7 protein-coding genes are annotated in these 7,704 nt (G+C 68.1%); 3 read left to right on the top strand and 4 right to left on the bottom strand.

Annotated features, from left to right (window positions below):
* From VF592_RS04745 to VF592_RS04735, 3 genes are all read left to right on the top strand, one after another.
* Window positions 1–618: helix-turn-helix domain-containing protein (locus VF592_RS04745; protein WP_331004464.1), on the top strand; the 618-nt coding region annotated here is incomplete at its 5' end.
* Window positions 619–741: 123 nt separating this feature from the next.
* On the top strand, window positions 742–2,265 hold the full coding sequence (locus VF592_RS04740; protein ID WP_331004463.1) for a S10 family peptidase: 1,524 nt from the start codon (window positions 742–744) through the stop codon (window positions 2,263–2,265).
* Window positions 2,266–2,344: 79 nt separating this feature from the next.
* Window positions 2,345–2,953: a superoxide dismutase gene (locus tag VF592_RS04735; protein ID WP_331004462.1), complete on the top strand. Its 609-nt coding sequence runs from the start codon at window positions 2,345–2,347 to the stop codon at window positions 2,951–2,953.
* A gap of 18 nt (window positions 2,954–2,971) precedes the next feature.
* Here VF592_RS04735 and VF592_RS04730 read toward each other — a convergent pair whose 3' ends face one another.
* From VF592_RS04730 to VF592_RS04715, 4 genes are all read right to left on the bottom strand, one after another.
* The gene (locus tag VF592_RS04730; RefSeq protein ID WP_331004465.1) at window positions 2,972–3,616 is read right to left on the bottom strand and encodes an inner membrane-spanning protein YciB; all 645 of its coding nucleotides are present in this window, start codon (window positions 3,614–3,616) and stop codon (window positions 2,972–2,974) included.
* Between the two features lie 74 nt (window positions 3,617–3,690).
* A complete protein-coding gene (gene ftsY, locus VF592_RS04725; protein ID WP_331004461.1) occupies window positions 3,691–4,626 on the bottom strand; it encodes a signal recognition particle-docking protein FtsY in 936 nt (311 codons plus the stop codon).
* Window positions 4,623–5,816 (bottom strand): tRNA (N(6)-L-threonylcarbamoyladenosine(37)-C(2))-methylthiotransferase MtaB, encoded by a 1,194-nt coding sequence (mtaB, locus tag VF592_RS04720; RefSeq protein WP_331004460.1) that lies wholly within the window; start codon window positions 5,814–5,816, stop codon window positions 4,623–4,625. Before mtaB ends, ftsY begins: the two co-directional genes overlap by 4 nt.
* A 39-nt stretch (window positions 5,817–5,855) precedes the next feature.
* Entirely contained in the window at window positions 5,856–7,475 is a 1,620-nt protein-coding gene (locus VF592_RS04715) for a putative bifunctional diguanylate cyclase/phosphodiesterase (protein ID WP_331004459.1), read from the bottom strand.
* Window positions 7,476–7,704 lie beyond the last annotated feature (229 nt).

Below are 7,704 nucleotides of genomic sequence, written 5' to 3'. Positions count from 1 at the left end.
GCGGCGACCAACGAACATCTGCCCGACAAGGTGGCCGCGCATGAATTCCGCGCCGACCTGCTCGACCGCCTGTCGTTCGAGGTGGTGACGCTGCCCCCGTTGCGCGCGCGGGCGGGCGACATCCTCGTCCTCGCCGATCATTTCGGGCGGCGCATGGCGGCCGAACTCGGCTGGAGCCGCTGGCCCGGCTTCGGCCCGTCGGCGATCGCGACGCTCGGCGGCCATGACTGGCCCGGCAACGTCCGCGAACTGCGCAACGTCGTCGAGCGCGGCGTGTATCGCTGGGATCGCGAGGAACCCGTCGACCGGATCGAGATCGACCCGTTCGACTCGCCCTATCGCCCGCGGACCAGATCGCGCGCGGCCGCGACGTCGGACGCGGGCGTGGCCGCGTCGCCCGCGATCGGGGCATCGTCCGAGGACGACGCCCCGATCGTCGCCTGCGAAACCGGCCCGTCCGACTTCAAGTCGCAGGTCGCCCGCTTCGAGGCCGACCTCCTGTCGCGCGCCCTGGCCGAGCATCGCTTCAACCAGCGCGCGACCGCCGAGGCTTTGGGCCTGACCTACGACCAGCTCCGCCACGCGCTGCGCCGGCATGAGCTGATCGCCACGGGATAGGCATCCATGGATCCCGCGACGCCCGAGAAAGCGAACCGATGCGCATGACCATGGATGCCGGTCCGGGGTGACGGGGAAGGGGAGGCCAGCTAGCATCGCGACCAAGTAGATTGGGGAGCCACAATGAAACCGTTCGTCACCTCGGCCCTGTGGTCGATGCTGCTCGCCACGTCCGCGCTGGCCCAGCAACCCGCCGAGACGAGGACCGAGACCAAGGTCGAGCGCACCGACCCGGCCATCCCGCCACCGGTCGTCTCCATCACCCGGCACATCGGCACCTTCGGCGGCCAGCGCCTCTCCTATCGTGCGGTTGCGGGCGAGACCTATCTCAAGGACAAGGACGGCAAGCCGCTCGCCGCGATCACGTCGTACAGCTATCTCAAGGAGGGCGCGGCCGACCCGAACCGTCCCGTCACCTTCCTGTGGAACGGCGGCCCCGGCTCCGGCTCGCTCTGGCTGCACATGGGCGCGTTCGGTCCCAAGCGCGTCGTCATCGCGTCGGACGCGAAGGATGACGGCGGTCCGCCCTACCCAATCGTCGACAACGACGAATCGCTGCTCGACGCGACCGACCTCGTCTTCATCGATCCCGTCGGCACCGGCTTCAGCGGCGCGCTCGGCAAGACCGACCCCAAGGATTATTGGGGCGTGACCAAGGACGCAAAGTCGATGGCGCAGTTCATCCGCCAATGGCTCGACGCCAATGGCCGCTGGAACGCGCCCAAATACATCGGCGGCGAAAGCTACGGCACCACGCGCGCCGCCGCGGTCGTCAACGAGCTGGAGGGCAGCTACACCGACGTCGCGATCAACGGCATCATCCTGATCTCCGCCATCCTCGACTTCAGCCAGGCCGCCGACGTGCCCGGCAACGAACTGGGCTATGTCACCAACCTGCCGTCCATGGCCGCGACCGCCTGGTTCCACGACAAGGTCGCGAACAAACCCGCCACCGTCGAGCCGTTCGTGGCGGAGGCGCGCGCCTTCGCCATCGGTCCTTATGCGACCGCATTGCTCAAGGGCAACGCGCTCACCCCGGCGGAACGCGCGGCGATCCGCCCACGGCTCGCGCGGTTCACCGGCGTATCCGAACAGTATCTCGACCGCGCCGACCTGCGCCTCTCGCCCCGCCGCTTCTACAAGGAACTGCTCCGCGACCGGGGCCTGACGATCGGCCGCCTCGACACGCGCTATACCGGGCGCGATTACGACAGCGCGGGCGAGGAACCCGATAACGATCCCAGCTTCTACGCGATCGACGGCGCCTACACCGCCGCGATGAACGCCTATGCCAGGCAGACGCTGAAATACTCGCCCGACCTGGTCTATTCCTCGATCGGCGGGGTGCGCGACTGGGACTGGCAGATCGGCGGCGGCCCGCGCGGCGGGTCGGGCTATCTCAACGTCGCGCCCTATCTCGGCCGCGCGTTGCGCGAGAATAGCGGGCTGCGGGTGTTCGTCGGCCAAGGCTATTACGACTTCGCCACGCCGTTCTTCGGCGCGGAATATTCGCTCAACCGCACCGGCATCCCGAACGACGGCCGCATCCGGTGGCGCTATTACGATGCCGGCCATATGATGTACGTGCGCGACGACGATCTGCGCAAACTCTCGGCGGACCTGCGTGCTTTCATCCGCGGCCGGTAAATCATGACGGCTGCGTAACGAACCTTCGCCGGGCAGGCGCGTTTGGCGTCAAATTCAGTGACCTTTCGGGAGAACGACCATGGCCTTCGAACTGCCCCCACTACCCTATGACTATGACGCCCTCGAGCCGACCATCGACGCCGAGACGATGCGCTTCCATCACGACAAGCATCACAAGGCCTATACCGACAAGCTGAACGAGGGCGTCGAGAAGGACACCGGCCTCCAGGGCAAGTCGATCGAGGACATTCTGGGTATGATCTCGACCCAGCCGCCGCTCGTCCGCAACAATGGCGGCGGTTATTGGAACCACGACTTCTTCTGGAAGACGATGAAGAAGGGTGGCAGTACGCGCTCGGGCAAGCTCGCCGAGGCGATCGAGCGCGATTTCGGCGGCCTCGACAAGCTCAAGGAGGAATTCAACGGAAAGGGCGCGGGCCAGTTCGGCTCGGGCTGGGCGTGGCTGATCGCCGACGCGTCGGGCAAGCTCAAGGTCACGAGCACCCCCAATCAGGACAATCCGCTGATGGACGCGGTCGCCGATCGCGGGACGCCCTTGCTCGGGAACGACGTGTGGGAGCACGCTTATTACCTGACCTACCGCAACGACCGCGCCGCCTATCTCAAGGCGTGGTGGGACGTGGTCGACTGGGACATGGTCGCCCAGCGTTACGACGCGATCGGCTGATGCCGGGCGCCGGGGGGCTCAGCCCTCCGGCGGCTTGGCGGCGACCGCATCGTCCGCCACCTGCAACCCGTGGCGGAGCAGCATCGGCACATTGGCCAGCGCGAAGACGAGCGTGAGCGGGATCGCGCCCCAGAGCTTGTACAAGACCCAGAAATCCCAGCCCATCGCTCGCCAGACCAGCTCGTTCAGCGCGGCCATGACGAGGAAGAACAGCGCCCAGTTGCGCGTCAGCTTGCGCCACCCCTCCGCGCGCAGCCCCGGATAGGCGGTGCCGAGCAGCCCTTCGAGCAGCGGTCGCCCGGTTACCAAACCGAAGAACAGCACCGCCGCGAAGGCCAGGTAGACGATGGTCGGCTTCATCTGGATGAAACGCGGATCGTGGAAATAGACGGTGAGCGCGCCAAATACGACGACCAGCCCGCCCGACAGCCACAGCATCGGCGAAATGCGGCCGAGCTTGACCTTCGACACGATCATCGCCGCCACCGTCGCGATCACGAAGGCGATCGTCGCGACGATCACCCGCGCGATGACGAGTGCGGACATGCGGTCCACGTCCGACAGGAACCCGGTGGCCGCCGCCACCAGCCGCATCGAAACCGACGCCGGCACCAGGAAATTGACCGCGAAGAACACGACCAGCGGCGCATAATCGACGAACAGCCGGACGCCCGGCGATCCGCTCTTCAACTCGGTCGCGCGCTGGTCCGCATCGTCGACGATGCCCGACCCGACGCTCACTTCCGCACCCCTTCGACGCCCGCGATGATGCGGCTCACCTCGTTGGCGTCGAACGGCCGCAGGTCCTCGATCGTCTCGCCGATGCCGATGGCGTGGATCGGCAACCCGAACCGCTCCGCCGCCGCGACCAGCACGCCGCCGCGCGCGGTACCGTCGAGCTTGGTCATGACCAGCCCCGTCACGCCCGCCACGTCGCGGAACACCTCGATCTGGTTCAGCGCATTCTGCCCGGTGGTCGCGTCGAGCACGAGCACCACGTCGTGCGGCGATGCCGGGTTGAGCCGCCCCAGTACGCGCCGGATCTTCGACAACTCGTCCATCAGCTCGCGCTTGTTCTGCAAACGCCCGGCGGTGTCGACGATCAGCACGTCGATGCCGGTCGCGGTCGCCTGCTTGACCGCCTCGTAGACGATCCCGGCCGCGTCGCCGCCCTCCTTGCCCATGACGATCGGCACCCCGACCCGCTCGGCCCAGGTGGCGAGCTGGCCGATGGCGGCGGCGCGGAACGTGTCGCCCGCCGCCAGCATGACGCCGTAATCCTGTTCCATGAACAGATGCGCCAGCTTGGCGATGGTGGTGGTCTTGCCCGCCCCGTTGACGCCGATCACCAGGATCACCTGCGGCCGGGGAAACGCCTCGATCTCCAGGGGCCGCGCGACCCGTTCCAGCGCGCGCTCGACCTCCTCCGCGACGACGAGCCGAATGCCCAGCTCCTCCATGTTCCGCTCGAACGATCCCTCGGCCAGCCGCCCGCGGATGCGTCCGGCGGTCTCCGGCCCCAGGTCCGACGCGATCAGCGCCTCCTCGATCTCGTCGAGCGTGTCGTCGTCGAGCCGCGCGCCGCCCAGCCCGGCGAGATTGCCGACCAGCCGGTCCGAGGTGCGCCTGAAGCCGCCGAGCAGCTTGTCGTGCCAGGAGGGAGTGGTGCTCATGCCGTGGTGCCTTCGAGATGGGTATCGGTCGCCGCCGTGACGCGGACGCGCTGGACGGAGCCGGGCGGGGCGGGGGCGGTGTGGATCTCCGCGAAGTTGCCGGCATGGCCCTTGATGCCGGAGCGTTCGATCACGATCGACTGGTTGCTCCCGACCAGCTCGCGCAGCCATGCCGCCTTGCGCGCCGCCGCCGCCGCGCGGAGCCGGGCGGCGCGCTCGCGACGGACCTCGTGCGCGACCTGCGGCATCCGCGCGGCGGGTGTTCCCGCGCGCGCCGAATAAGGAAAGATGTGCGCATGGACGATGTCGCAATCGTCGACGAGCGCCAGCGTATCGGCGAACATCGCCTCGTCCTCGGTCGGGAACCCCGCGATCAGGTCGGCGCCGATCGCGATCTCGGGCCGCGCGCGCTTCAGCCGCTCGACCACCGCCACCGCCTGAGCCCGCGAGTGCCGACGCTTCATGCGCTTGAGCACCAGGTCGTTGCCCGCCTGGAAGGACAGGTGGACATGCGGCATCACCCGCGGCTCGCCCGTCATCAGCGCGAACAGACGCTCGTCGATCTCGACCGAGTCGAGCGACGAAAGCCGCAGCCGTTCGAGCCCCGGCACGAGGATCAGCACGCGCTCGATCAGCGATCCGAAGGTCGGCGATCCCGGCAGGTCGGGTCCGTAACTCGTCACGTCCACGCCCGTCAGCACCACCTCGCGGTGCCCGGCCGCGACCAGCCCCGCGATCCGCTCCACCACGGCGCCTGCGGGCACCGATCGGCTGGGGCCTCGCCCGAACGGGATGGCGCAGAAGGTGCAACGGTGATCGCACCCGTTCTGCACCCCGACGAACGCGCGCGCATGACCGGCGAAGCGCGACGGCGATATCGGTACGGCGCCCCAATGATCGGGTCGCAACTTGTCGAGGTTACCGACCACCCGGTCGACCTCCACCATGCCCGCGAATCCCTCACGGTCGATTTCCGTCGCGCAACCCGTCACGATCAGCTCTGCGCCGGGCCGCGCACGGCGGGCGCGGCGGATCGCGGCGCGGGTCTGCTTTACAGCCGCGTCGGTCACCGCGCAGCTGTTGACGACCACCACGTCGCGGTCGCCGAGCAGGGCGGCGATCGTCTCGGATTCGGCGATGTTGAGGCGGCAGCCCAGGGTGACGACCTCGGGCCCGGCGGTGACAGACATGGCGCGCGACTTAGGGACGCGGGGCGCCCAAGTCCAATGTCACCCGGCCTGACGCAACTCGGTCGGCGTCTCCGCGTCGGGCTCGGGCGGCGGCGACCCGACCAGCAGCCGCTTTTCCGCCAGCATCCGGCGGACCTGCGCGATCGTCATCGGCCGGCCGTAATGATAGCCTTGTCCCCGCGCACAGCCCATCGACCGCAGCCGCGCCTCGATTTCGGCATCCTCGATCCCCTCGGCGGTGACCGGCAGGTTCAGGCTGTCGCCCAGCCGGGCGATCGCGTTGACGATGGCGGCTGACTCGGCGTTCTCGCCGATCGATCCGACGAAGCTCTTGTCGATCTTGATCCGGTCGAAGGGCAGGGCGCGCAGATGCGCCAGGCTGGAATAGCCCGTGCCGAAATCGTCGAGCGCGAGCCGGATGCCCTGGTTCTTCAGGCTGGCGACGATCGACTGGGCGAGCGGCAGGTTCTCGAACAAGGAGGATTCGGTGATCTCGATCTCGACGCGCTGCGCCGGAAAGCCGGCTTCGGTCAGCGTCTTGATCATCTTCTGCGACAGCCAGCTGTCCTTTAATTGCGCCGGCGAGATGTTGATCGACAGCGTCAGCGCCGGGTTCCAATCGCGGGCGGCGGCGAAGGCCTGGCGCATGATCGATAGCGACAGCTCGCCGATCAGCCCGGTCTCCTCGGCGACCGCGATGAATTGATCGGGCGGGATCAGCCCGCGCGTCGGATGCTCCCACCGTGCCAGCACCTCGAACCCGACGATCCGCCCGGTGACCAGGTCGATCTGGCTCTCGAAATAGGGCACGATCTGCTGCGCCGGGATGGCCGCGCGCAGCCCGCGTTCCACGTCGCTGCGCGCCTGGAGCTCCTGCTCCATCGACGGGTCGAACCAGGCATGGCGATCGCGCCCCGCGGTCTTGGCGGCGTACATGGCGATATCGGCCGATCGCAGCAGCGTGTCGAAGCTGGAGCAATCCAGGTCGGACCGCGCGATGCCGATCGATCCGGTCACGTGAAGCTGCGCATTCTCGGCCAGGAACGGCTTGCCCAGCCGGGCGATGATCGTCTCCACCATCTGGTCGACGATCTCGGGGTGATCGGGATTGAAATGCATCGCGCAGGCGAATTCGTCGCCGCCCAGTCGCGCGGCCAATGCCGATGCGGGCAGCGCGTCGCTGATCACCATCGCCACCTGGCGCAGCAGCGAATCGCCCACGGCGTGGCCGTGCAGATCGTTGACCATTTTGAAATGGTCGAGGTCGAGCATGAGCACCGCCAGCGCCTTGCCCCGCTTGGCCGCTAGCGCGAACTGGGCCGCACCGTCCTCCGCCAGGCTGCGCCGATTGAGGAAGCCGGTCAGCGGGTCGTGCGCCGCCAGCAGCTCCGCCCGCTCGCCCGCCTCGGTGAGCTCGACCACCTCCGCCGCAAGCGCCCGGTGCCGGAACCAGCCGAACAGGATGAGCGCGATGTTCAGGATCAACGCGACCGCCAGCGTTCGATCCACGCCATCGCCGACTCCCCGCCAGCGTTCCAGCATGCCCGACAGCACCGCGCTTCCGGTCACCGCGAACAAGAGGATGGCTGCGCCCGTCACCGCGCCGCTCACGAATTCGGTGTTGGTCCCGGCGGACCCTGCGCGTCTCCGACTGATCATCGTTCCTCGGGTTCCACCTTGGCCAGTCTTCGCCATGGCCCGTCACCGGTGTAGAACCCGTTAAGCGGCGCGGCTCGGGTTGCGCGGCCGGATCATTTGGCCTAACGATCCGTCAGGTTCCGTCGTGGAACGCATTGGCATCGGCGCCTCCGGGCGCACGCTGGCCGGCGAGGTTTCGCCCGCCGGCGCTTTTGCGTTTGGCGATACACCACCGTTCGCGCTGTTGCGG

Origin of the sequence: Sphingomonas sp. (assembly GCF_036388435.1) — a bacterium.
Lineage (GTDB): Bacteria > Pseudomonadota > Alphaproteobacteria > Sphingomonadales > Sphingomonadaceae > Sphingomonas.
The sequence above is the reverse complement of the archived record's forward strand: the minus strand, read 5'-3'. Positions and strand labels throughout refer to the sequence as shown.